21 protein-coding genes are annotated in these 23,431 nt (G+C 58.7%); 7 read left to right on the plus strand and 14 right to left on the minus strand.

The window, feature by feature from the left end:
* A partial coding sequence (gene dusA / locus ACK6BI_RS26310; protein WP_409319406.1) for a tRNA dihydrouridine(20/20a) synthase DusA occupies positions 1-1,040 on the plus strand: 1,040 nt, incomplete at its 5' end.
* Between the two features lie 75 nt (positions 1,041-1,115).
* Complete coding sequence (locus ACK6BI_RS26315) at positions 1,116-1,496, plus strand: DUF2388 domain-containing protein (RefSeq protein WP_409319407.1); 381 nt, start codon at positions 1,116-1,118, stop codon at positions 1,494-1,496.
* Here ACK6BI_RS26315 and ACK6BI_RS26320 read toward each other — a convergent pair whose 3' ends face one another.
* The gene (locus tag ACK6BI_RS26320) at positions 1,497-2,327 is read right to left on the minus strand and encodes an undecaprenyl-diphosphate phosphatase (RefSeq protein WP_065259447.1); all 831 of its coding nucleotides are present in this window, start codon (positions 2,325-2,327) and stop codon (positions 1,497-1,499) included. It lies immediately after the preceding gene.
* A 505-nt stretch (positions 2,328-2,832) separates the two neighbouring features.
* On the opposite strand from ACK6BI_RS26320, the gene ACK6BI_RS26325 reads away from it, so the two are divergent.
* The 3 genes from ACK6BI_RS26325 (at position 2,833) to ACK6BI_RS26335 (ending at position 6,282) form a co-directional block, all read left to right on the plus strand.
* The gene (locus ACK6BI_RS26325) at positions 2,833-3,573 is read left to right on the plus strand and encodes a winged helix-turn-helix domain-containing protein (RefSeq protein WP_409319408.1); all 741 of its coding nucleotides are present in this window, start codon (positions 2,833-2,835) and stop codon (positions 3,571-3,573) included.
* 291 nt (positions 3,574-3,864) lie between these two features.
* Positions 3,865-4,506, plus strand: coding sequence for a transcriptional regulator (locus ACK6BI_RS26330; protein WP_409319409.1), 642 nt, complete (start codon positions 3,865-3,867; stop codon positions 4,504-4,506).
* 381 nt (positions 4,507-4,887) lie between these two features.
* Positions 4,888-6,282 (plus strand): undecaprenyl-phosphate glucose phosphotransferase, encoded by a 1,395-nt coding sequence (locus ACK6BI_RS26335; protein WP_260520301.1) that lies wholly within the window; start codon positions 4,888-4,890, stop codon positions 6,280-6,282.
* Positions 6,283-6,554: 272 nt separating this feature from the next.
* Here ACK6BI_RS26335 and ACK6BI_RS26340 read toward each other — a convergent pair whose 3' ends face one another.
* From ACK6BI_RS26340 to galE, 6 genes are all read right to left on the minus strand, one after another.
* Positions 6,555-8,633, minus strand: a complete 2,079-nt coding sequence (locus tag ACK6BI_RS26340; RefSeq protein WP_409319410.1) for a YjbH domain-containing protein — start codon at positions 8,631-8,633, stop codon at positions 6,555-6,557.
* Complete coding sequence (locus ACK6BI_RS26345; RefSeq protein ID WP_409319411.1) at positions 8,630-9,394, minus strand: capsule biosynthesis GfcC family protein; 765 nt, start codon at positions 9,392-9,394, stop codon at positions 8,630-8,632. Before ACK6BI_RS26345 ends, ACK6BI_RS26340 begins: the two co-directional genes overlap by 4 nt.
* Entirely contained in the window at positions 9,391-10,056 is a 666-nt protein-coding gene (locus tag ACK6BI_RS26350; RefSeq protein ID WP_409319412.1) for a YjbF family lipoprotein, read from the minus strand. The genes ACK6BI_RS26345 and ACK6BI_RS26350 overlap by 4 nt, the downstream gene beginning before the upstream one ends.
* A 9-nt stretch (positions 10,057-10,065) precedes the next feature.
* Complete coding sequence (locus ACK6BI_RS26355; RefSeq protein WP_409319413.1) at positions 10,066-11,181, minus strand: polysaccharide export protein; 1,116 nt, start codon at positions 11,179-11,181, stop codon at positions 10,066-10,068.
* 90 nt (positions 11,182-11,271) lie between these two features.
* Positions 11,272-11,508: a hypothetical protein gene (locus ACK6BI_RS26360; RefSeq protein WP_003226528.1), complete on the minus strand. Its 237-nt coding sequence runs from the start codon at positions 11,506-11,508 to the stop codon at positions 11,272-11,274.
* 228 nt (positions 11,509-11,736) lie between these two features.
* Entirely contained in the window at positions 11,737-12,753 is a 1,017-nt protein-coding gene (galE, locus tag ACK6BI_RS26365; RefSeq protein ID WP_409319414.1) for a UDP-glucose 4-epimerase GalE, read from the minus strand.
* Between the two features lie 380 nt (positions 12,754-13,133).
* Between galE and galU the strand changes: the two genes are divergently transcribed.
* Positions 13,134-13,967 carry a UTP--glucose-1-phosphate uridylyltransferase GalU gene (gene galU, locus ACK6BI_RS26370; protein ID WP_409319415.1) on the plus strand — a complete coding sequence of 278 codons (834 nt, stop codon included), beginning with the start codon at positions 13,134-13,136 and terminating at the stop codon, positions 13,965-13,967.
* 31 nt (positions 13,968-13,998) lie between these two features.
* The gene (locus tag ACK6BI_RS26375) at positions 13,999-14,409 is read left to right on the plus strand and encodes a mannose-1-phosphate guanylyltransferase (protein ID WP_260520307.1); all 411 of its coding nucleotides are present in this window, start codon (positions 13,999-14,001) and stop codon (positions 14,407-14,409) included.
* 3 nt (positions 14,410-14,412) lie between these two features.
* Here ACK6BI_RS26375 and ACK6BI_RS26380 read toward each other — a convergent pair whose 3' ends face one another.
* Genes ACK6BI_RS26380 through ACK6BI_RS26410 form a run of 7 tightly spaced genes read right to left on the minus strand, consistent with a single transcriptional unit; the run spans position 14,413 to position 23,416 of the window.
* Positions 14,413-15,549 carry an SGNH/GDSL hydrolase family protein gene (locus ACK6BI_RS26380; protein WP_409319416.1) on the minus strand — a complete coding sequence of 379 codons (1,137 nt, stop codon included), beginning with the start codon at positions 15,547-15,549 and terminating at the stop codon, positions 14,413-14,415.
* The gene (locus ACK6BI_RS26385; RefSeq protein ID WP_409319417.1) at positions 15,549-16,601 is read right to left on the minus strand and encodes an acyltransferase family protein; all 1,053 of its coding nucleotides are present in this window, start codon (positions 16,599-16,601) and stop codon (positions 15,549-15,551) included. The genes ACK6BI_RS26380 and ACK6BI_RS26385 overlap by 1 nt, the downstream gene beginning before the upstream one ends.
* Before the next feature lie 12 nt (positions 16,602-16,613).
* Positions 16,614-17,717 (minus strand): hypothetical protein, encoded by a 1,104-nt coding sequence (locus ACK6BI_RS26390; RefSeq protein WP_409319418.1) that lies wholly within the window; start codon positions 17,715-17,717, stop codon positions 16,614-16,616.
* Positions 17,708-18,940, minus strand: a complete 1,233-nt coding sequence (locus tag ACK6BI_RS26395; protein WP_409319419.1) for a polysaccharide biosynthesis C-terminal domain-containing protein — start codon at positions 18,938-18,940, stop codon at positions 17,708-17,710. Before ACK6BI_RS26395 ends, ACK6BI_RS26390 begins: the two co-directional genes overlap by 10 nt.
* Complete coding sequence (locus ACK6BI_RS26400) at positions 18,937-20,049, minus strand: polysaccharide pyruvyl transferase family protein (protein ID WP_409319420.1); 1,113 nt, start codon at positions 20,047-20,049, stop codon at positions 18,937-18,939. The genes ACK6BI_RS26395 and ACK6BI_RS26400 overlap by 4 nt, the downstream gene beginning before the upstream one ends.
* A 14-nt stretch (positions 20,050-20,063) precedes the next feature.
* Entirely contained in the window at positions 20,064-21,146 is a 1,083-nt protein-coding gene (locus ACK6BI_RS26405; protein ID WP_409319421.1) for a glycosyltransferase, read from the minus strand.
* A 41-nt stretch (positions 21,147-21,187) separates the two neighbouring features.
* Complete coding sequence (locus ACK6BI_RS26410; protein WP_409319422.1) at positions 21,188-23,416, minus strand: polysaccharide biosynthesis tyrosine autokinase; 2,229 nt, start codon at positions 23,414-23,416, stop codon at positions 21,188-21,190.
* Positions 23,417-23,431: the final 15 nt, after the last annotated feature.

Consider the following 23,431-nt stretch of genomic DNA (forward strand, 5'->3'; position numbering starts at 1 on the left):
CCCGCCCCGCCCCCCCCCCCCCCTCCCCCCCCCCCCCCCCCCCCCCCCCGCCACCCCCCGCCCCCCCCGCCCCCCCCCGCCGCCGTTTCTCCGTCGCACCGATGATGGATTGGACTGACCGTCACTGCCGGTACTTCCTGCGCATCCTGTCGAAAAACGCCCTGCTCTACACCGAAATGGTCACCACCGGCGCGCTGCTGAATGGCGATCACGAACGTTTCCTCCGTCACAACGAAGCCGAGCACCCATTGGCTTTGCAGTTGGGCGGTAGTGTTCCGCTGGACCTGGCCGCTTGTGCGCGCATGGCGCAGGAGCACGGTTATGACGAGGTGAATCTGAACGTTGGCTGCCCGAGTGATCGGGTGCAGAACAATATGATCGGTGCGTGCCTGATGGGGCATCCGCAGTTGGTGGCGGATTGTGTGAAGGCGATGCGTGATGCGGTGTCGATTCCGGTGACGGTGAAGCATCGGATCGGGATCAATGGGCGAGACAGCTATGAGGAGCTGTGTGATTTCGTCGGCACGGTGCGGGATGCCGGGTGCACGAGTTTTACGGTGCATGCGCGGATTGCGATTCTGGAGGGGTTGTCGCCGAAGGAGAACCGTGACATTCCGCCGCTGCGTTATGACGTGGCAGCGCAGTTGAAGGCGGATTTTCCGGAGCTGGAGATCATTCTGAACGGCGGCATCAAGACGATGGAGGCCTGCCATGAGCATTTGCAGACCTTTGACGGCGTGATGCTGGGTCGTGAGGCTTATCACAACCCGTATCTGCTGGCTGAGGTGGATCAGCAGTTGTTCGGCAGTTCGGCGCCGGTGATCACCCGGGCCGAGGCGTTGGCGCAACTACGGCCTTATATTGCCGAGCATCTTGCAACTGGCGGAGCGATGCATCACATCACGCGCCATGTGCTGGGCCTGGGCACCGGTTTCCCGGGGGCGCGCAAGTTTCGGCAGTTATTGTCGGTGGATATTCACAAGGCCAAGGATCCGCTGGCGTTGCTGGATCAGGCGGCGGAGTTGTTGGCGGGTCGTTGATCGATGCGTTGATCGTGCGGGCAACGAATGAGCGTTGCCCGGTGTTTTGTTGTACTGACAGGATGTCTTTTGGTTATGCCCGCGTTCAGCCGCGTTTTATTCAAGCGTTTCACCCTTCTCGCTTTACTCTCGACTCTCTATGCCAACGCCTGCGCATCCTGCGATTTTTTGAAGGGGTGCGGTGAGGGGGGAGATGGCCCTTTTCAATCCACCCAGATGTCTGGTTTTCTGGTTTTCACGACGACGATGGTCACGGTCGACGGGATGTCGGACATTTCCGGACTGAAAAAACGTGTGTATTCGGTAGAGGAAATGGAAGCGGCACGTTATTTCCTCGCCAGCGACGGCATGCTGCAAGCCGCGTATTTCACGTCAGCCTTGCAGCGTTTTCGTCAGGAATCGCCAGATACGGAGTTGAGCGACCTCGCCATCGCCGCGCTGATCAGCAGTCAGTGATCAGGCCGCCGCCTCCGTCCAGTTCACCCACCCAAACACCCACGTCGCCAGGATCAGCAAACCAAACGCGATCCGGTACCAGGCGAACGCGGCGTAGCTGTGGTTCGCGATGAACTTGAGCAAGCCGCGCACGGCGATCATCGCGAAGATGAATGCGGTGACGAAGCCCAGGGCGAAGACCGGCAGGTCGCCGGCCTGAAACAGGTCGCGGTATTTGTAGCCGGAGTACACCGCCGCGCCGACCATGGTCGGCATGGCCAGGAAGAACGAGAACTCCGTGGCGGCCTTGCGCGACAGGCCGAACAGCAGGCCGCCAATGATGGTTGAGCCGGAGCGCGAAGTGCCGGGAATCATCGCCAGGCACTGGACGCAGCCGATCTTCAATGCGTCGGACCAGGCCATGTCGTCGACATGCTCGACACTCACGACATGGTTCCGCTTTTCGGCCCACAACATCACGATACCACCCACCACCAACGCGACCGCAACGGTGATCGGGTTAAACAGATAATGATGAATGGCATCGGCGAATAACACGCCGAGAATCACGGCCGGAAAGAATGCGATCAGCAAATTGACGGTGAAGCGTTGTGCATTGCGTTGGGTCGGCAGGCCTTTGACGATTTCGAAGATCTTCGGACGAAACTCCCAGACCACCGCCAGAATGGCGCCCAGTTGAATAATGATGTTGAACGCCATAGCGCGTTCGCCACCGAAGTCGAGCAAGTCGGCAACGATAATCTGGTGGCCCGTACTGGAGATGGGCAAGAACTCGGTGAGACCTTCTACCGCACCTAACACCAACACCTTGAACAAGGTCAGTAAATCCATCAATCCTCCGTCAGAACGCTCTTCATAAGCGCCCGGTCAACTGCATTCAGGCATGGGTATCTGAAATAAAACAATGGGCAGATCAATGCCATTGCCCGATTCGGTGACGGAGAATAGGTCTTATCAAAAGACACACTCAAGGCATGTTAATAATCGTCTGTCTGTGAACTTGTTCACGGTATGGCCAAAATAACCTTCGCCCCTTAAAATGTGATCCAGCTCACACTCCCCCCGGCTTAGACGATAATCCGTGCTGGCCATCGGACATAAAAACCGGTCGCCATAATTACAAAATAGTGGCACCATTGCACATCGCCACCATCTAACGACGTTCGTTTCGTTAGTTCAGCACCCCGAGAAAATCAACTAAAAGCTTGAAAAGCTTAATTATTGTTAGAAAACTCGGGAGCCACGTCTAAAAATCGCGCGAATGTTACCAATTGTCAGTCACAGATGAGAACCGGTGCTTTAACATCCCGATGTCCGCACTTTTTCGAGTCAAGGCATGATGCTTACAGGGAACTTAGCGACTAGAAGCTCGCACCAAACAAACGACGCGCCAGGTGTTCTAACCCTGGCGCGCACCCGTGCGGTGGCCGAACACTTCAGTGCGCTGATCGCCAGGCATGTGCAGACCGGTGTGGCACTGGATGCCGACTCTTTCACTAGTTCATATCAGCTGAACGAATATCACGGCTTCTATCGAGCCATTTTCATCGTCATCGATACTGCGCAAACCCTGGAAGACAATCTGGCGCTGGTGGGAAACCTGCGCTCCGGAAACTTGAAGCCGATCATTTGTGCGGTGATTACCGGTCGCGGCGCCCACAACAAGATCAAATATCATCTTGCCGGGGCAGACTTCTGCATCAAGCTCAACGCCCTTTCCGACGAGGGTGGTGAGTTGCTGAGTGAATTCTTCAGCAGTGAAGAATGGCTGCGTGACATTGATCTGATACTGGACCCGACCCGTATCTGCCTCTCCGACACCAGCCGGAAACTGGACATTTCCTTTGCCGAGATGAAAATCCTGGAAGCATTTTCGCAAACCAGCAATCACATTCTCAGCCATGACGAAATCGCCGGGATCATGGGGCTCAACACGCATTTCTACGACCCTCGCGCGCTGGAAAAATCCATCAGCCGCTTGCGTGGGAAAATCAAGGACGTGTACGGTACGAACGCCATACAGAGCATTCGCGGGTATGGCTACCGTCTGATGAGGGGGTTGATCTCGACCGCCTGAGTCAGGGAAATCACCATTTGCAGCATACGAGGGAACGTCTGATGCAACGCTACAACACTCCACGGTCTCACCGCTTTATTTGCAATATCCATCCAATAAAAAGCTGTCAATTGAATGAGCGCTGCAACACTTAAACATAACAATAAATCATTACTCTGAAAGCAGACCCAGTGGAACTTATCGCGGGCCATAATTGGGCCCAGACCCTGCCTGTCGATTATTCCGAGCGCGTTATAACTCGTCTGCCGATTACCTTTTAGCCAAATTTGGTGCGTTATTCAGGAGAGAGACATGGAAACCAGTACAACCCTCCCAAGAAAATATTTTGTGGTCGTGACCAATAACTCTGCGTCTCAGCGTGAACTCGAGAGCATTCTCTCCAGTGAGCGTTTCAATTCGTTCGGTACGTCTCAGGCACAAATGTTTGTTGAAGGTGTTGCTTCGCCCTCTTCCACTCCCACGCTCATGGAGTTCAATTACCCGCGCGGCACAAGGAAAAGCGTCGCTCGCCGTATTGAACATGATACCCAGCGCATATTGGCCACACTCGAATCCGAATGGCTGGCGGCACAATCCACACATTCATTTCAGAACAACCCGGCAATCAACTCGGATGTCAATGACACGCCCCGACCGGTCACGGAAGCCTGGCATCTCGACAATGATCAAGGCGTCCTTGTTCGAGAGGATATCGAGATCAGTCTCACCGGCCTTGAAACCGCACTGGTCAGAAAAATGCTGCACCATGAAGAACGCGTTGTCAGCCGCGACGATCTGATTCTCAGCATCGGCCGGGAACCGGAGCAATATCGGGGTCTGGAGATGTGCCTGAGTCGTCTTCAAGACAAGTTCAAAAGTGCCAGCAACGGTGAGCGACTGTTTCGCGCCGTGCGTAATCGCGGTTATTGCCTGATCCAGGAAGTTGTCGCCTAAGCACAGTTTCCACATCCAGTGACCGAAGCAAGTGCAACAACAAAAACAAAAAAGCACTTTGCTTGTTGGAATCTCCTTATTCAGTAATGCCTCCCTCCTCACCCTTCCTACGATAGCAAACAGATTATTGTTTGTTCACCCCTGCCTTTTGACCTTTTCTAACGTTCGATTATTTCCCTCATCAATTGATTGGCACTATGCCATCTTGTTAGAACTCGTCAGACAGCATCTTCCCGCAATAACTTAGTCTATTCACTGACGACAGTTCGGCATTCCGATGTTGTTACCTCGAGACACCGGCACCTACAACAAAAAAGTCTGATTGACGACTCGGATTTCAACTGTCGAAACCTGAATGGAAGTCTTTTGGGGATATCGCATATGGATCTCACTCTACGTATCAACCGAAACACAGGCCTCAAGGGACTTACCTTCTGGGGCCAATGGGCATTGGCACAATGCTTTATTGTTTCACTGTTGTTTATATTGGCCGAACAGCACACCGGGACGGTCGAGTTCTATTACCGGATGTGCACCATGCTGGCGGTGTTGGCTTCGGTTCCGGCCTACACGTTCAGCGGCGCCTACCGTAAACGCGACAACTACCTGACCGGACTGGGACGGTTGCTGATGGGCTGGTCGATGACCATGGCCGGGCTGACCTTCATCGCGTTCATCTGCAAGGCCGATGAGCTGTTCTCGCGCCAGGTGATTCTTGACTGGGCGGTGTACGGCTTCCTCGGTCAGGCGCTGCTGTATGCACCCCTGCACGCGTTTTCGAAGTACTACCAGCGCTCACGCAAAAGCGAGCACAAGACCCTGATCGTCGGCACGGGCGAACTGGCGCTGGGCCTGGCGAAGAAGCTCAGCGAACAGGAAAACCTGCCGCTGGTGGGGCTGGTCAGCAACGGCACCGTGCCTGCGCTGGACGCGGATGCACCACGGGTCGTCGGTGCCCAGGAAGACTTGCTGGAGCTGATCAAACGCCACGATATCCGCCGTCTGTACATCACGCTGTCGCTGTCCGAAGCAGCGAAGATCGAAGCCATGTACGGCGATCTGCTGGATGCCAACGTGGACGTGGTCTGGGTGCCTGATCTGAACAGCCTGACGCTGCTCAATCATTCGGTGAAAGTCGTGGACGGCCTGCCGGCGATCTACCTCAACGAAAGCCCGCTGACCAGCCGCCCGACCGCCGCCCTGAGCAAAAGCCTGATGGAGAAAAGCGTCGCGTTGCTGGCCATCATCCTGTTGAGCCCGGTGCTGTTGCTGATCGCGCTGGCGGTGAAGCTGAGTTCGCCCGGCCCGGTGTTCTTCAAGCAGGATCGCCATGGCTGGAACGGCAAGGTGATTCAGGTCTGGAAGTTCCGCTCGATGCGCGTGCACGATGACCATGAAGTCAAACAGGCCAGCCGCAACGACTCGCGCATCACCGCCGTCGGACGGTTCATCCGTCGCACTTCGCTGGATGAGCTGCCGCAGCTGTTCAACGTGTTGCAGGGGCACATGGCACTGGTTGGCCCGCGTCCGCACGCCGTGGCACACAACAACTATTACTCGGGCAAGATCCTCGCCTACATGGCCCGTCACCGAATCAAACCGGGCATCACTGGCCTGGCGCAAATCAGCGGTTGCCGTGGCGAGACCGACACCCTCGACAAGATGGAAAAGCGTGTGGAGATCGACCTCAAGTACATCAACAACTGGTCGCTTTGGCTGGACCTGAAGATTCTGGTGAAGACGCCGTTCACCCTGTTGTCGAAGGATATTTACTAAGACGCAGCGCTTCAGGAAGCAACATCGCAAGGGGACGAAAGTCCCCTTTTTTGTGGGCGGGATTTGGAGGCTGGCGAGAGGCTTGCACCTGCATTGGGTCGGTTGCAGTGATGTCGGCTGAACTGACGCCAATCGCGAGCAGGCTCGCTCCCACAGGGTTACGGGTAATGTTGAAACTCCGGCATTACCCCGATGATCGGTGACAACGGCATCGACCACAAACCAAAACGGGAGCTCAAGCGCTCCCGTTTTGACTTCCCGGCCTCCCCGGCTTACTCGGTAATCTTCCCGAAGTTGCGATAGAACATGTCGTCTTCGCGGCTGTCGGTCATCGAGTGCAGCTGGAAGCTGCGGCTGAGCCTCGCGCCACCGTCACGGGTCAGCGGCGCCCAGACCAGGTTGGCCCGGCGCATGGTCGACATGCTCATCATCTCGTCAAACGGAATCGACAGGTAGATGCCCTTGTCGAAACTACCTTCGCCGTATTCCGCGCTGCCCGCCGTGGTGATGGTCGCCCAGGCACCGAAACGCACGCCGTTGGAAAACTCTCGCGAGATATCCAGCGTGCCGCCAAAGTCGCCCGCCAGGTAACGCCCGACGCTGATTGCCGCAAGCGTTTCGTAAGGCAGGTCGGTGTAGCCGGTGATATGGCCGGTCAGCACCGAATAGTCGCGCAAGCCGAAGCCTTGATCGAATTCGCGCTGACGCACGTAGTTCAGGTCCGCGCCGATCGCCCAGCGCTCGCCGGTCGGACGGAACAGCACCTCGCCGCCGACCCCGGCAAACATCGACTCCAGATAACCGCCGTAGACCATGCCGTACAGATCCTTGTCCAGTTGTTCGGCGTGGCTGACCTGAAATAACGGCATGGTGGTGTCGGAGGTGGTCAGGTACTGGCGCAGATCCGTACGCACACGCGGCAAGCCGCTGGGTGCGTCGTATTTGAACTTGTCGAAGTTGTTCGTCAGGTTCTGGCTGAGCATGCCGCTCCACCAGGTGTTGCGGTTGAAGCGGAATTCGGCGTCGAGGTCGGCGCTGAATTGATAGAGCAAGCCGTCCGGGCCGCCGACGTTCTGTTTGAAGCCCAGGCCGGCGCCGTAACTGAAGTGCTGCAACGGCTGGGTGTAGAGCGTCTTCTCGTTGTGCGGCATCGCCGGGTTGACCTCGGTGGTGCGGTGCAACGCCTGCAGCGGCTCCTCGTTGTTGATCACTTCGCGGAAGGTCTGGCGCGGCACGCTGGTTTCTTCCAGCGGCAGGTCGTAGCGCTTGTTCACCAGGGTGAACCAGTCGATATCGTCGTTGACGCTGTTGTCCAGCACCCGGCTCGCACGCCCCACCGCTTTGGAGGAATGGAAGTAGCGCTGCTGCTCGCCGTACACGATCAATTCCGAATCGCGCTGGGCGATGCGCTCGACCCGGTAGCCCGCATTCTGTTGCAGGCGTTGCGACACATTGGCCCAATCAACCTGATCCATCGACGTAGTCGGTGCCTTCGCCGGCAGCGGTTCCGGCGGTGGATCGAAAGTCTTGGCCGGGGCCTTGCGACTGACGAAATTGGTGTGGAACGTGACCCCGAACATCGCGGTGTTGCCCCGCTCCCATGCCGCGCTGACGTCGAGTGCGTCCGTCACCTTGAACACCGCGCCGAAGTTGATCGGCGAGTCCTGCTTGATCACGTTGTCCTTGGGTTCGTGTTTGTAGTCGTTGCCTTCGTATTCGAGCTTCAGGCTCAGGCGGTCCCAGGGCGTCTGGTAACTCACGCCGCCGAAGAACGACGGCTGGCCGCGAAAGTACGAGCCGGCGTTGACGTCACCGGTGCCTTCCAGGGCCGGGCGAGTCTTGAAGCGATCATCGAGATAGCCGAACGGGTTGTCGATGTCGCCGCGATTACCGATGTAGCCCCAGGCGATGCCGGCGCTGAAATCCAGGTTGTCGAAGCGCTTGTTGGCCACCAGGAATTCACTGGCGAACAAACCCGTACCACCGACGTCTCGAAAGCCCAAAGAAACGTCGGGGGCCCAATGGGTTTCCTCCCAGAGCCGGACTTTGACGTCGACCGCCTTGTCCTTGTAGCTCTGGTTGCCGCTCATCGACTCCGGGCCGTACGGGCGGTTGGTGATGGCGGTGTAGCGAAACGAACCTTCGAGCCAGTCCAGCGGCTGCAACGAAACGCTGTAGCGGCTGTAGGGCTCGGTGCGGTTGGCGTTGACGCTCAATTCGCCGGCCGGGGCCATGCGTGCGGTGGGCGTCTGCAACAGACCGGTGCCACCGAAGTCACCCTGGGTAATACGCGGCTCGGCATGGGCCAGGCCGCACGGCAATAACAACACAGCTGCAAAACGCAAATTCAACGAACCACCTCAGCCAACTGCGTGGCAATCAATTCGGCCAACTGCTGATTCAGTTCAGGGATGGGCGGATCCAGATCATCGTTTTTCAACGGCACCAGAATCTTGCTGCCGGCAACGGGAAACTGCCCGCTCTCACGGTTCCAGTGGGCAATGCCGACGCGCCGCGAAACGCCGTTGGGCTGGATCAGCCACAGGTAATCGGCGTCGGCATCGTCTTCCAGCACATGGCAATCACTCAGGTATTCACGCGCTTCGAGCAACGGCTGATAAGGCAACCGACACGGTTCGGCGACGGCCCCCAGCACCTCGACTTCATCGACGCGCGGCGGGTAGATCAGGCGATCACCATCGTCCAGACGAATGTTGCGGGCGAAGCCGACTTCAAGCGCCACCGGATCCAGATCGGCAATCTGGCGCCCGGTGACCGGCATCTTCTGTACGTCCTCGGCCACGCGCACGGCGAGTGCTTTGCGGCTGGGTCGATCGAACAGATCGGCCATACGCTGCAAGACGTCCAGGTCGAACAGCACGCCGACCTTGAGCCGGGTCTGCTCTTCCAGCAGCGACTGACGCAGCAATACACCCGCCAACCAGTACCCCTCGGCATTAGGCACCGCAACGCTGATCACATCGGTCAGGCGACCACCCGGCGGCAAGTCCACCGGCCCGGGATTGGCGACATCACCGGTGACGGTAACCGCTGCCTGACTTGCACCGGCGAGCACCATCAAGCACACCGAAAGAACCCTCAGACGCTTCATGGCGCATGCCTGCGTTCAGGGGTCAGCTGCACGATCTTCACCCGCAGTTGCGAGGTCAGTTGCTGCTCGCTCTGCACAATGAAACCGTCCACCGGATCGACCCAGTAACGGTTGGTCGTTCGCAGGCCGATGGCCGGGACGTCGATACGCTCATCGACACGCAGCACGGCATAGTCCTTGTTAAGAATCTTCAGGGTTTCCATGGACTTGCGGCTGAAACGGCTGTTGACGATCAGCCCGACTTCCTGGCCCTTGTAGAGATCGATCCAGCGCTGGCTGGTGTGGCCATCGGCAACGTTCTGCAGACCGTGCCTGAACGGCGAGGCATCGGACAGCCGCGTGCCGTCCAGGTCGCCCTCCACGCCCAGGCCGACGCTGCGCACCGCAAGACCGTCGCGCAGCAACAGCACTTGCTTGCCCGACGCGACCCAGAACTGCAGGTCCTCGCGCTCACGCACCAGTGCCAGCACCCCGGAACCGGACGGCGTGGTCAGTTTGATCTGGGGATAATTGACCTCGGCCACCTGGGCCGGCGTCACGTCGATATCGTCCGGGCCGACCACCGCCGACTTGAGGTTGGTCACCGAAGCGACCATCAGCGGATTACAGCCACACAGCAACAAGGCCGCCATCAGGCAGACGCCAACTTTCAGGATGTTCACAGGCGGGCCTTATTTGCTGTTGTTGGTGAATTCGCTCCAGTTCTTCGCAGCGGAAGCGCCCGTGCCGACAATCGATGCCGACGGCACCAACTGGCTGATCAGACGGTTCCAGCGAGTCACGTTGGCAGGCCCTACATAAACGACGTCCTGGGGGCGCACTTCGAAGTGCGTCGCGAGAACCATGGCGGTCGGCGATTCGGCCTCCAGTTGATAGATTTTCGCCGGTTCCACATCGAGGTTTTCCACCCCGCGAATGACGTACACGGCGTTGCCGTTGGCAGTGGTCTGGCTCAGGCCGCCGACCGAGCCGAGCACATCGGACAGGTTCATCGTCGCCGTCTTGAAGCTCAGGGCGCGCGGCTGATTGACCTCGCCCATCACGTAGATGCGCTTGTTGTCGTTGTACGGCAGGTACAGTTTGTCGCCACCCTGGAGGTAGACGTTCTGCAACTCGGAATCCTGTTGATTGAGGGTATCCAGATTCAGCGGATAGACCCGCCCGTTGCGCGTCAGCAACAGCCCGGACAAGTCGGCATTGTTGGTGTCGATGCCCGCCGAACCGAGGGCTTCGACCACGCTCAGCGGGTTGGTGGAAATCGCTTGCGGGCCAGCCTTGGCGACCGCGCCGGTGACCACGACTTTCTGGCTGGCAAAACGCAGCACGGCGACGTCCACTTGCGGCTCGGCGATAAAGGCCGACAGCCGTCGTTCGATATCGTCGCGAAGTTGCTGGATGGTCCGGCCCGCAGCCTGGACTTCCTTGATATACGGGTAATACAGCGTACCGTCGGAGCGCACCAGACGGCCGTTGGCGTCGATCTGTTGCTGCGCACCCGACGGAGCGGTCAGCTCGGGGTGATCCCACACGGTGATGTAGAGCACGTCGTTATTGCCGATGCGGTATTCGGCCGGCGTCGCCAGCAGCTCCTGCGGCACCGATTCACGCTTCTGGGTAGCCCGGTTCATGGAGATCAGCTTGGGCGTGATCGGAATCAGCTCGACCCGGCTGCTTTCGCTGGCGCCCTGGCGGGTGATGCCAAAGGTACTCAGGTGCTGACCGGGGGAAAACATGCAACCTTGCAAAGCGAGACTTGCCAACATTAAAAGAGAAAACCTACGAGTCATAATGGCACTACGCTATTCAAGGGCGAATCCAAAAACAAAGTCACCCGACTTTCGTCGGGCGACCCTGTACTGCTCCAACAGATACTTCAGTTAGTTGTGCGTGCCGGTTGTACCCGTGGTACCGGTAGTACCCGTTGTACCGCCGTTGGCACTTCCACCACTGTTGGACGCCGCTACGGCACTGGCAACCATTGCAGTACTGGCAGCAGGCGCTGTAGAAGCCGCGACACTGCCCGATACATTGGTTACCGCTGTAAGCGGCGCTTCAGCTGCGGATGCCCAGTTGCTCAACATCGTCAACAAGGCAATCGCCATCACTTTTTTCATATCGACTCCTTTCTAACATTGCACCGGTACTGCGGGTGTTCCGTTAGAGGTGGTTGAGTTCAAGTCGCCAATAGCGCGAACAAGAGCCGCCGTTCTTTCACAGTCATACGCAACTGATAAAAGTCGAACGGCAGGTTTATATCTACGGACTTGCAAAAGGCATTGCCAGTGTAATTTCCCGACGATATCTAACAACCTGACCGAAAATAACATTGGACTAAAAGGCCATCATTCCAGATAGCCTTTGGGGTGATTCGATTGCCAGCGCCAGCTGTCGGTCACCATGTCCTGCAAGTTGCGGGTGGCTTTCCAGCCCAGTTCTTTTTGCGCTTTGGTAGCGTCCGCCCAACTTTCGGCGATGTCGCCCGAACGCCGTGGCATCACCCGATAAGGCACGGGTTTTCCGCACGCCTGCTCGAAGGCCCGCAGCACCTGCATCACGCTGTAGCCGTCACCTGTGCCGAGGTTCCAGGTGTGAATGCCGGTGCGCCCGGCGATGGCCTGCAACGCCTTCAGGTGCCCGTCCGCCAGGTCCACGACGTGGATGTAGTCGCGCACGCCCGTGCCGTCGACCGTGGGGTAATCGTCGCCGAAGATCGACAACTCCTCCAGGCTGCCGACCGCCACCTGGCTGATGTAAGGCACCAGATTATTGGGGATGCCGTTCGGATCTTCGCCCATGTGGCCGCTGTCATGAGCACCGATCGGGTTGAAGTAGCGCAGCAGCGCGATGCTCCAGCGCTGCTCGGCCCGGGCCAGGTCACGCAATACGTTTTCGACGATCAACTTGGACTGGCCATAGGGATTGGTCGGGATGCCAGTGGGGAAATCCTCGCGGATCGGCATCCGTTCAGGCTCGCCATACACCGTGGCCGAAGAGCTGAACACCAGACGGAAAACCCCTGCCGCCGCCATCGCCTGACATAGGGTGATGCTGCCACTGACGTTGGTTTCGTAATATTCGAGCGGCTTGCGCACGCTTTCACCAACGGCCTTGAGCCCGGCAAAATGCAGCACGGCGTCAATGGCATGTTGCTGGAATATCCGGTCCAGCAATGCCCGGTCGCACACATCGCCGCGAATCATCAGCGCACTTTTGCCGCAAATGGCTTCTATCGCATGCAAGGCCCTGTCGCTGCTGTTGCAAAGATTATCCAGAACGACAACTTCATGACCTGCTTCAAGCAATGCGAGTGTGGTGTGCGAGCCGATATATCCGGCGCCACCGGTTACCAGAATCTTCATAGCGCGGTCCGTAGTGGGAAAAATGCCAACAGCGTGTCAAGCCTTGTTTATTTGATATGTGTCTTGCTTCACATAAACAAGGCGACAACAACCCAGAACAAAAACAGTTCCATCACTGGCCAACAATATTTTTAAAGGCCAAACTGTATTGCCCGGTACTTATTAGCACTCCCGCTGTTTCACCACTATCGACAGATACCGACTAAAAATAACTGTTATTCACCAGGTCGACATCTAATAACATTACCCCGTTATAAATCAGACAGGCATTGTCACTCACAACCTGACTCAGGTATTAAAGTACAGCTTCAACAACTTGCAACTTTAACTTATTGCAATGTCACCGTTGGCTGTAAGCCATGAATGTTCAGGAAACTTCTATGATTCGTAAATGCTTGTTCCCCGCTGCCGGCTATGGCACGCGTTTCTTGCCGGCGACCAAAGCCATGCCCAAAGAGATGCTGCCGATCGTCAACAAACCGTTGATCGAGTATGCCGTTGAAGAGGCGCGGGATGCCGGTCTGCAGCACATGGCGATCGTCACCGGCCGAGGCAAGCGTGCGCTGGAAGACCACTTCGACATCAGCTACGAACTCGAACACCAGATTCGCGGCACCGACAAAGAGAAATTCCTCGCCGGCACCCGCGAGCTGATCGACACCTGCACCTTCTCGTACACCCGTCAGGTAGAAATGAAAGGCCTGGGCCACGCGATTCTCAGCGGCCGTCCGCTGATTGGCGACGAACCTTTCGCCGTGGTCCTGGCCGACGACCTGTGCCTGAACCTGGAAGGTGACGGCGTACTCACCCAGATGATCCAGCTCTACAAGAAATTCCGCTGCTCGATCGTGGCCATCCAGGAAGTCCCCCGCGACCAGACTCACAAGTACGGCGTGATCGCCGGCGAGGCGATTTCCGACGGCATTTACCGGGTCAATCACATGGTGGAAAAACCGGCACCGCAGGACGCTCCGTCCAACCTGGCGATCATCGGTCGCTACATCCTGACACCCGATATCTTCGACCTGATCGCCGACACCGAGCCGGGCAAGGGCGGTGAAATCCAGATCACCGACGCCCTGATGAAACAGGCTCAGAACGGTTGCGTGCTGGCCTACAAATTCAAGGGTCTGCGCTTTGACTGCGGCGATGCCGAGGGTTACCTGCAGGCGACCAACTTCTGCTACGACAACGTCTACCTCAAGGGCCGCTGAAAGGCGCCCGCTTATCTGCGACGAGGCAACCATGAACATTGCACAACATTCGACAGGCATTGAACGGGAGGTGGACAACCTCGGGGTGATGAGCTGGTTGTCTCGTCATCAGCCGTTGCCCAGCGCCAACGAGTCCTGGCTGGGGACCATCCTGCTGGTGGAGCGGATCGGCATGTTTCCGTCGTCCGGGGACATTCGGCGACCACTGCGAGATCCCTATCCCCTGCTCGCTCATCTGAAACGGATCTATGGTGAGCAGGCGCTGGAGGTCGATGACCGCGATGGTCTGAAGGTGATTCTCAGCGACTGGCGATTCCGCGTGCGCATCTGCTGCAACGAGCCGGCGATCATCATCAATGTGGAAACCCGTTGCGTGACGCAATTGATGCCGCACAAGACCGCGGAGCTTTTGAGTCACGTCGACGGCTTCGACAAGGGCTGAGCCCTATTCAGAGGCGGCGCCGCAGGAAGTCCCGTCGTTGCCGCCCGTGATCATCCGATAGAAATAATCGGCAATCACCTTCCCTCCCGTGGCCGGCACCGGATGAATCTTGTCCGGGCCGATCATCGCCGCCGCGTAACGTTTGACGTCAGTACCGAACGCGCACTGCAGATTGGCGTACCCCAGATGCTGCTCACGGGCCCAGGGTTCCAGCACTTGCGCATACGCCGACATCGGCCAGGCGCTGGAGCGCGTGGTGTCCTGGCGCATGATCAGGTTGACGCTCGCTGCCGGCTGAATCTCGCGGATCATCCCGACCAGTCCCTGGACGTTCTTCAGGTATTGCTCGGGTTTTACCCCGAACCCCTGATCGTTGCCGCCGAGCATGATCAGGTAGATGTCCGCCGGAATCTTCAACACCACCGCTTTCCATTGGGCCTGCCACTGACCATCGGCATGATAGAAATCGCCGGATGCCGCACCCGACGCCGCCAGTTTCGACACCCGCAAACCTGGCCGGTCGTTGCTCATCCACAGGCCGAACAGCGTAGGCGCGCCTTTCACCACTTCCAGCCTGAAGGACCAGTCCGTGGTGGCAGAGGTGCCTGGCAGCGGGACTTCCTGCACACCCGTGCCGCCGAGTTTCAGCGGTTGCCAGTTCGCCGAGGGTGACCAGCGATAGCGCAGTTCACTGGACTCGCCGTTGCCGAGGTACAGCAACTTTGCCTGAGTGACCGCGGTGTTTATCGTTTCGCTCGGATGCGCATCGATCTGCAGCCATGCACCGGGGCGCCCGGTTACGGTGCGACTGTCTGGACTGGCCTGGCCGAGGCCGGACACCTGCCAGTCACCGCCAAAGTATTTTTCGCTGCTGCGGGTGTATTTGAAATGACTGCCGCCCAGCGCCGCGCCGTGGTTGAAACCGACGTATCCGGGGCCGGCGAAACCGACCTCGCCGACCAATCGTTGCACCAGTTTGTTGAGGTAATAGTCCTGCCCGGCGCTGTAGCTGTCGCCGATCACCGAGACCGACAGCACCTTCCCGGCCTTGCCTTCGCGCCACTGGGTAAAGCGCTGGCGAGCATCGCCGACTTCGACCACCGACGCCGCGACCGGCGCTGCGTCATCCACTGCAACCATCAAGCGCTTCCTTTAGCCGAAACCTGTGCCGCAGAGAGGTCCGTCGCCGGTTTTTTCGCCGCTGCGCGTTCACCCAGAAACAACACCGAAGTGAAGTTGAAGCGGCTGAAGATCGTCGACAGCAGCACCGGCCCGAGCAACCCGCACGCCACACCGCAGAACACCAGCACGCTTTCGTCCTTGATGCCCAGGCGCCCGAGCACCGAACGCGAGGTGGCGGCGAACAACACATGGAACAGGAAAATCGCGTAGGAGTAACCACCGAGCCAGGTCAGCGCCTTCGAGCGCATGTCACTCGACAGCAGCGCGAAGCAGGACACGCAGCCGACCGTCAGGCCGATCAGGCTGCGGCGATCGATGATCAGCTCGCGATCCAGTGCCGCGATGTACAACAGCGTCAGCGAAATCAGCACGAACACCACAGGGCCGACGACTTTGAAGCGTTGCTTCAACGCACTGACGTTCTCCTGACCGATCATCCCCGCCACGAAGAACGGCAACAGATAGGTCGCACCGTTGATGCCGAAAGCATCGAACTTGAACGGCGGCAGCAGGAACACCAGCGCCGAGAACCCGAACAGCAGGTACAAACGTGTCGCCGAGCGCAGCAGACCGCGCCACTCCAGCAAGCCGACAAACATGAAAATGATGAACACCGCCTGCAGGAACCAGAAGTGGTTCACCGGCACGTAGAACGACAGCAACGCATCGATCACACCGACCTCTTTGTTCACGCCAGGCCCCACGGCCTGCAACACCGAGAACGGCACGCCGACGCAAAACAGCGGCACGATCAGCCGCCGCACCTTGCCGGTGAAGAACGCGGAAAAGTCGTTGCCGCGAATTTTGTAGATGGAATAGATATAGCCCGAGATAAAGGTGAACAGCGGCATGCGCACGTACACCATGGAATCGGCGATCACCCGGAACGGCGAGCCGACATCGATCTTCAAACCGCCGCCCAGCGGGCCGATTACGTGGTAGAGCACCAGCAGCAGGCACGCGAGGCCGCGCAGGGTTTCGATCTCCAGGGACTTTTTCTTGCTCGACATAAAGCACCCGCCTCAATTCAGAATTCTTGATTCGACCCGCGCCGGCTTGTTCGCCCGCAGCATCAAGCCCAGGCCCACGAACAACACCGGCACCACCATCGAGAAATGCCGGGCGAACGAACCGAAGTCCGGCTCGAACAAGCCTTGAACCAGCAGAAACGCCAGGGGAATCGCGATCAGTTCCTTGGGTTTGGTCTGGATCGGCGCCCCTTTGTAGTCGGTCGAGGTGATGACTTTGAACAACAGCACCGCGGTCATGATCATCAACGCCACGAAGATCACCTGACCCGGCCCGGACAGCAGGATCAACTCCACCGGAAACGACAGGCGGAAGAAGATGATCATCGAGTCCAATGCCTGGGAGACGAAATCACTGCCACTGAGCCACGAAACGATCAGCGACTTGGAACCCTCTTCGCCCGCCGTGCGCAGCTCATTGTTGCTGGCGCGAATCGACGACACCGGAAAGCCCAGCGCCAGCTGGATCGCCATGGCCACCGCCAGGTAGAACAGGAACAACATCAGGAAGAAGGTCATGCGCGATACGTATTTCTTCATCATGCAGACACCGACCCAGGACAGCGAAAACAGGATCCAGTAGGGCCGGATCAGCACGCCGTAGATCGCCGCCGACAGGAAAAATCCACCGCGATACTTGCGCGTCAGCGAGCTGAACAGAATGCTCAGCACCGCCACCGACACGATGATTTCCTTGGTCAGGTTCTCCAGGAAGAACGAACGCACCACGCCCCACAGACACAGGGTGCCGAAGATCGCCAGCGGCATGCGCCGGAACACCACCACCGGAATCGCCGTGAGGAAGAAATTGCAGAACATCCCGTAGGCCCAGGCGTTGGTCAGGTTGATCCCGGTGGGCCGCAGCAGGAACGCCGAACACTCGTAGGATGAGCGATCCGGCGAGAATGGGTTCCAGAAATTGCAGTTGTCGGCCCGGGCATAGGACGACCACAGGGTCATCGCATCCGGGCCGGGATCCCGGGGCACCAGCAGCGGCATGGCCACCGACAGAAACAGCCCCGTGAACAGAATCAGGAACGACAGCGACGAGTCGAGTCTGCGACCGCGAAACTCGATGCACGGCAGTTTCAGGCCCATGACACGACAGCCTTTTTCATCCGTGTTGCGCGGGTCAGCAGCGCAATCACGCCGAGCTGCACAATGATCCCGAACACGTTGCCCCAGGCGGCGCCATAGATCGAATAGTGCTTGATCAGCAGATAGCTGACCGGCACCGAAATCAGCAGACAAACAGCCGAACTGGCGAGGGAGACACGGCTGTTTTTCGACGCGATCAACCCGCCCCAGACGATGTCGCCAATGGCGCGCAGGGCGAAGGAAAAGATCAGTACGGCGAGGATTCCGTTGTCCGGACGAGGCACCGGCGCGCCGACCAGATCGAGCACGACATTGAAGAACAGATAGATCAATACCGCCACACCGGCCGACACCACCAATGAACGCGCGACCCATTTGTTCACGAACAATTGCCTGACCGTGAACGGCTGCTGATCGGCCTGATAACGCTTGGCGAGCACTGGAATGCCAACCACCGCCACCACCGCGTAGGACAAAGCCTGCAAGGTGTTGGCCGCCGACCAGGCGTACACGTACTTGCCGAGGCTGGCGTAAGGTTCCAGATCGATGATCAGAAAGCGTTCGGCGTACTGACTCAAGGCGATCAGGCCGGTGCCCAGATAAAACGGCAAGCCGGCTTTCCACACGGTCGCCGTCGCCAGCGTGCCCTCTTCCCGCCCGCGATGAACCTTCACCACAATCAGATAACCGGCGACGATCACCAGCAGGTTGGCGATGACCCACAGCCACAGCACGCTGGCGATTTCCGATACCTGCCCGAGCATCATCCCGCCCACGGCCAGCAGCGCCCAGAGTCCGGTCTTGATGAAGAACAACAGCGCACCCGCCGTGGCTTTCTGCGCGGAGAACACAAACGAGTTGATCTCGAACGACAGGTGTTCGGTCAGCAGCACCAGGGTCACACAAGCGATCAATGCCGCCGTCGCCTCGACTTGCTGGAACAGCGAATAGATCAGCACCGTCAACCCTGACAGCACCAAACCGACGGTCAGATACAGCAGCAGAACCCTGTCGACCACACGCCTCGAACTGCCGCCGACGCTGATCAGGCGATTGATCTCGGAGCTGAAACCGACACTGTAGAACTTCGAAGCGATCAACGATGCGGCGACCACCACGCCGTAGAAACCCAGCGCCTCGTATCCGAGGTAGCGGGTGATGGCGAGCACCAGCAGGAACTTGGCGCCCAGCGCTCCGCCCCGCAGCAACAGGCGAAATATCATCGAATGACGCCCTTGATGATCTCGTCCATGGCCACGGTTTTCGCCTCGATTTCACGACAGGTAGCGGTCAGGCGTTTACCGAAATCCGAAAGCGCGTCCGGTGCGTAGACCGTGTCGATGATGGTGTCGACATTGATGTCGCCGCCGTTGATCACCCAGTCCTCGACGCCCATGTCCTGATAGGCGCCAAAGCCTTTGCGCTCATAGCTGATGTGGTAAGCCGGCACGCCGGAAAGCAACGATTCGATCGCCCCGTGCAGGCGCACGGAAATCACCAGGTCCGGCTGATATCGGGCAATCGTGGCCTTCAATGAAAGCAGGTCTTCGGTGATGCCCAGTTCGCGGTAAAACGCGCCGTCATCGTTACCGCGCACCGCGCTTTGCACCGCACATACCACGTTGCTTTTTTCCTTCAGGCGTTGCAGCAGCACTTTCAGGTTGGCCACATAGGCGAGCTGCTTTTCCTTGCTCCATGCCGGCGGCTTGCGCAGCACCACGCACACCGTGGCCGGCGTCGAGGCGCATTGGGTGAACTTGGGCTGTTGCAGGATCTTGCCGGCCAGCGCCTGCACGGCGAGGTCCGGCGCACGGTAGACGTTTTCGCAGGCATCGAACAGCTTCGAGGAGCGGTTGTCACGCACGAACACCGCGTCGGCGCTGGCGTAATGCTCGACGATTCTGTCGCTGTCGCCATGGAACGGGCCGATGCTTTGCGGCAGGTACACCGATGGGATCTTGCTGAGGATCGCCGTTTCCAGTTGTTTGGCGTGACCCAGTTTCAGCTTGATATGTTCGAAGGCGCTCTTGGAGCGCATGTAGCCGCCGCCGACGCCAACGATCAGGTCGGTTTTCTTCAGCAGATCCGCCAGCCCGGCGTAGGCGCGGTTGAGAAACATCGCCTGCTTGACCCGTCCCAGCCCCTTTGCGGCCATGACCGGCGCATCGAAACGCGGGTGCGGCAAGTAGCTGAAGGAATCCGGATCGGAGGCCACGACATTGATCGAGGTGTCCTCGCCAAAGTTGCGCTGCACCAGCGCGATGGCCAGATCCACCAGCAGGCCATCACCGGAATTGGAGGCACTGTAGCCATGCAAAATCGTTACGTTCATGAGCGATGTTCTACTTAATAGGAGGGAGCGGAATACAGGTCGTAGGTCTGGCGGATCATCAACGCGGCGCTGAAACGCTCGCGGACGATACGCCGGCCTTCGATGCCGAGGGCCGACAACGCCGGCTTCTGGATCTGTTTCAAGCGATCGGCCAGCGCATGGTGGTCACCGCTGGGGAACACGTAGCCGGACACGCCGTGGGTCACCACTTCCGGCAACGACGTGCAGTCGCTGGCAATCACCGGCAAGCCCAGCGCCATGCCTTCAAGCGGCACCATGGCAAAGCCTTCCCAGCGACTCGGGACGATCAGCGCATCGGCCTGTTGGTAGAGCGCGTTGACCTCGGTGGGCGTGACCCAAGGCAGGTATTCAACACCCTCCATCGGCGGACACTCGACTGTCGCCTCGTTGACCGCACTGCCCACCACCGTCAGCTTCAAGTCGTTGCGCTGCACCTTGGCATAAGCCTTGAGCAACACGTCGAAGCCTTTCTGATAATCGAGCCGACCGACAAAGAGCAGGTGGATCGGTTTCGGGTCATTGGCCTTGCGTTCGTCATCCCTGGGATGAATGCCGTTGTAGATCAACCGCATGCGTTTGCGCTCGATGCCGAACGCTGCGGCCTTGTCCAGCTCGTACTGGCTGACGCAGATGATCACGTCAGTGACCTTCTGCAACACGCGCTCGATCCATGCGTAGGCTTTCTGCTTGATCGGCGAGCTTTCCATCAGGAACGAAAAGGCGTGCGGGCAGTAGACGATTTTCGGCCGGCGCCACGGTCGCAGAAGCACACACACGCAACGACCGATCACTCCGGAAAACGTGCTGTGCAGGTGCACGACATCGGGTTTTTCCTTGAGCATGACCTGGATCAGGCGCCAGGCGAAACGCAGCAGCGACGGCACATTTCGCCCGGTTCGGGCGAACGTGCGGATCTGCTCTGGCGCGATGCCGTGCAGTTCCTTCTCCTGATCCTGCGGCACCAGATACACCAGCTCGTAGTTTGCCTGCGCATCGTCCGGGGACGCGGAAATGGTGCGGATCACCGTCGCGACCCCGCCTTTGATCGTTTCAGCCACATGCAGAATTTTTTTCACAACCCACCCACTTTGTTGCCGATAAGGACAGTCGCTGACATTCAGGATTTGTCGGACGCGTATTCGTAGTTGTAATAGCCGTAGCTACCGTTGCCGTAGTAACTGGCCGCACGCTTCTCGACGCCGTTGAACACTGCGCCTTTCAACTCGATACCGTTCTGGGCGAAGCGGCGAATGGTCAGTTCGATCTCTTTGGCCGGGTTCACCCCGAAGCGCGCAACGATCAGGCTGATGCCCGCCTCCCGGCCGACAATCGCCGCGTCCGTCACCGCCAGCAGCGGCGGCGTGTCGATGATCACCACGTCGTAGCGTTCACTGAGCTGCGCCAACAGCTCGCGAAAATTGGCGTGCATCAACAGCTCGGACGGATTGGGGGGCACCTGGCCGCGGCTAATGAAATGCAGGTTGTCGACTTCGACTTTGTTGATCGCCTGATCGAGGGTGCAGCGCTTGACCAGCAAGTCCGACAGGCCGTTGGTGATCGGCGTGTTCAGCGTTTTGTGCAGATGCCCCTTGCGCATGTCGGCATCGATCAGCACCACCCGCTGACCGCTCTGGGCCATGACCGCCGCAAGGTTGGAAGACACGAACGTCTTGCCCACCTGCGGGCTCGGGCCGGAAATCATGATGCGGTTGTTGGTCGAGTCCAGCGCCGCAAAATGCAGGCAGGTGCGCAGGCTGCGGATCGACTCGATGGACAGGTCCGTCGGATTGCGCAGGGCCAGCAGATACGCCGGGGTGTCCGCCGTGACTTTGGCGCGGACTTTCTTTGTGTCTTCTTCCTGTTGCAGGGCGCTGTAAGGGATCGATGCGTAGACCGGCAAGCCGAGCTGCTCGATGGCTTCCGGCCCTTCCAGGCCTTTGCTCAAGGACCTGCGCAGCAACACCAGAGCAACACCGACAAAAGCGCCGAGAAAAGTCGCGATCAGCACGATCAGGGCTTTTTTCGGTTTGACCGGGCTGGTCAGGTCGACATCCGCAGAGTCCACCAGACGTACGTTGCCCACGGCGCCGGCGCGAATGATGTCCAGCTCCTGGGACTTGTTCAGCAACTGGGTGTAGATCTGCGAAGCAACTTCGACATCGCGGGTCAGGTTGAGCAATTCCTGTTGCGTGGCCGGCAGGTCCCCGACCTTGCCTTCCAGCGACCGCTGTTGCTGGGTCAACTCACCGATCTGGGTCAGCAGGGCACGATAGGCCGGATGCTGTCTGGTGAACTTGCGGTCCATCTCCGCCTGCTGCATTTTCAGCTCGGAGATCCGCGTCTCGAGGGCGACGGACTGGCCGAGTACCGACTGGGTTTCCAGAGAGATGTTCACGGTCTTGCCGCGAGTCTGGTAGGCATTGAGCGCATCGCTGGCCTTGGCCAGATCGCGCTTGACCTGAGGCAACTGGCTTTGCAGGAAGGCCAGGCTCTGTGCGGCTTCGGCCGAGGTGCGTCGCACATTCTGATCCACGTACAGCGAGGCGATCTTGTTGAGGATCCTCACCGCTTCAGCGGCATCACTGCTGGCCAGGGCCAGGCGGATGATCCCCGACTCCTTGCCCTGTTCGGATATATCCAGCGCGTCCTGATAACCCTGGATAGTCACGATCCGGGGGTAGCGCACCACCTCGAAACGGGTGCCCGGGTTGGCCTGCAAATGCGTGATCAGCCCTTCTACGCCATCCTGCGCAAAGGTTTCGCCGGCCACGCCTTCGATCAACAGGTTGTCGTTGTCGTCGAACAACTGGAAGTGCCGTTGTTCGCCGGTGATCAGGCTGAGTTTCTTGCCCAGCAGCTCCTTGGGCAGATCGAGCCGGGCGAACTCCAGACGTTCGCCGCCCCATGCGTAGCTGCTCAGACCAAAACGAGGCGGCGCGACGCTGGATTCGGATTCACCACGATAACGGCGAGCAAGAAAGCCGCCAAACACCGGAAAGGTGTTGGGGGTCACGTCGATGTCCAGGCGCAGGTCGTCGACGGTCTTGCCGATCACTGCGCGGGATTTGATGATGCCGATTTCGGTGACCGACGGCGACTGGCCGCCAAGCATGCTGTTGAGGTCGGAAAAGCCGAGCATGTCGTTCTTTTTCGGCTCGACCTGCACCAGCGCGTTGGCCAGATACACCGGCGTGGCCAATATCGCATAGGCAACGCCGGTCATCATGAACGCGCCGGTGAATGCACCGATCAACCACTTCTGATCGATCAGGCTGCCGAATATGCCGAGAAGATCAATACTGTCTTGATCGTTTTCCCGGGTGCCGATTACTGACGGTAACTGCATAAGTCTTTCTTACCA

The organism is Pseudomonas sp. KCJK9016, from assembly GCF_046231795.1.
GTDB classification, from domain to species: domain Bacteria; phylum Pseudomonadota; class Gammaproteobacteria; order Pseudomonadales; family Pseudomonadaceae; genus Aquipseudomonas; species Aquipseudomonas bananamidigenes.